Here is a 700-nt window from a genome sequence, read left to right on the forward strand (position 1 = left end):
CGCCGCCGAAGCCGCCGTTGCGCATGTCGACGACGATCCGCCACGCGCGATCCGTATCCGCCGCGAACTCGAGCGGCGGATTGCGCTGCTCGCCCGCCTTGCCCTGCAGCCGGAACAGCACGGCGCCCGCGACGTCGCGCCACGGCGCTTGCGCGTCGGTGCGGCTCTGCAGCGTCGCGCGCGCGACGGTATTCGGCTGCGGCAGGTCGATGCGTACGCGGTCGACCGGATACGCGCCATCGGTGTCGAACAGGTACTCGCCGGGCGTGCCGCCCGCCCGCACGCGAACGGCATCGCGCCATTGGCGCGGCACGGAGGCGGTGTCGGTCCCGTGCGCGTTGCGCGGGTGCGTCTCGACGTCGATCGACGCGATCGCGGGCGCGCCGTCGAGCCAGTCGAGCCGCAGGTAGCGCGGCGCCGCGCCTTCGAGCGCGATACGCTCCTGCACCAGCATGTCGTCGCCGTGGCCGACCTTCAGCAGCTGCGTGCTGCCGAGCGACCGCCAGCTGCGCAGGTCGTCGCTGGCTTCGACGGCGACACGCCCCTGGTAGCTGTCGTCTCCCACGTGTACGAGCAGCGCGTCGATGTCGCCGTCCGCATGCGACAGGTCGACGAGATCCGCGCCGTGCTTCGCGCGCGGCGGTGCGGCGACGCCCGCGCGCAGCGCGCCGTCCGGGCCGACCGTCACGCCGAGCGGCGC

1 protein-coding gene is annotated in these 700 nt (G+C 74.1%); it reads right to left on the reverse strand.

Annotated elements, in window-relative coordinates:
* Positions 1–700, reverse strand: a 700-nt coding sequence (locus G3N61_RS39160; protein ID WP_205825132.1) for a DUF3999 family protein, incomplete at both ends; no start/stop codon positions are given.

Origin of the sequence: Burkholderia sp. Ac-20349 (assembly GCF_017104865.1) — a bacterium.
Lineage (GTDB): Bacteria > Pseudomonadota > Gammaproteobacteria > Burkholderiales > Burkholderiaceae > Burkholderia > Burkholderia aenigmatica.